Annotated in this window: 1 protein-coding gene; it reads left to right on the top strand. The window is 41.9% G+C overall.

Going from position 1 to position 943, the window contains the following annotated elements; all coding sequences use genetic code 11:
• Positions 1-180: hypothetical protein (locus EHW67_RS20830; RefSeq protein ID WP_238389968.1), on the top strand; the 180-nt coding region annotated here is incomplete at its 5' end.
• Between the last annotated feature and the right edge of the window lie 763 nt (positions 181-943).

Raw genomic sequence — 943 nt, 5'->3', positions numbered from 1 at the left:
GAGGTGACATGGAGCAAGGAAGAGTGGACAGTAATCAGTAAACAGTTGTCAGTGAGCATTGAGCAGTCATTAGTCATTAGGCAAAAGCTCAATGAGCTAAGAAAAAAGAGAAGAGAGAAAAGACAGTTAAAAAATAAAAAAAGCCCACCCTCCAGGGTCGGGGGAAGGCTTTTTCAATGAACAATAATCAATTAGCAATAAACAATAAGGAGTGAACAGTATTCAGTGAACAGTGGTCAGTAAAAAGTGGTCAGTCATTAGGCAATAGGCAAAAGCCAAAAGCCAAAAGCTCAATGAGCTAAGAAAAAAGAGAAGAGAGAAAAGAAGCTGGAGTGAAGAGTAATCAGTAAACAGTTGTAAGTGAACAGTAATCAGTTGCTCAAACCTTAATAAATGCCGTCATTGCGAGCTTGCCCTGCCGCCAGGCGGGCAAAGCGCGGCAATCTGCTTATTTATGGTAAGATTGCTTCGTCGCAAAAGCTTCTCGCAATGACGCCCATTCAAATCTACATGCCAAACACCGTCACTTCGAGTTTACCTACCGATAGGTAGGCGCAGCGTGGCAATCTGCTTCTTACAATAAATAATAAACAATTAGCAAATTACAATGTGGAGTGAACAGTCATCAGTTGCTCAAACCTTAATAAATGCCGTCATTGCGAGCAAGCCTACCGCTAGGTAGGCGCAGCGTGGCAATCTGCTTATTTATGGCAAGATTGCTTCGTCGCAAAAGCTTCTCGCAATGACGTAGCCCCTTAAATAAATATCAATTAGCAATAAACAATGTAAAGTGAGCATTGAGCAGTCATTAGTCAATAGGCAAAAACCTCTTAGAAAGCCTAACGGCCTATTTTAATATGCGTAGTAAATCAAGGGATTTTTACAGCAGGAAAAGGGAGGCGCAGCTAAAACTCCTTAACCGCAGAGGACCGAGAGGTAAATG

Source organism: Arenibacter aquaticus (assembly GCF_003957295.1).
In the GTDB taxonomy this organism is placed as follows: domain Bacteria; phylum Bacteroidota; class Bacteroidia; order Flavobacteriales; family Flavobacteriaceae; genus Arenibacter; species Arenibacter aquaticus.
The sequence above is the reverse complement of the archived record's forward strand: the minus strand, read 5'-3'. Positions and strand labels throughout refer to the sequence as shown.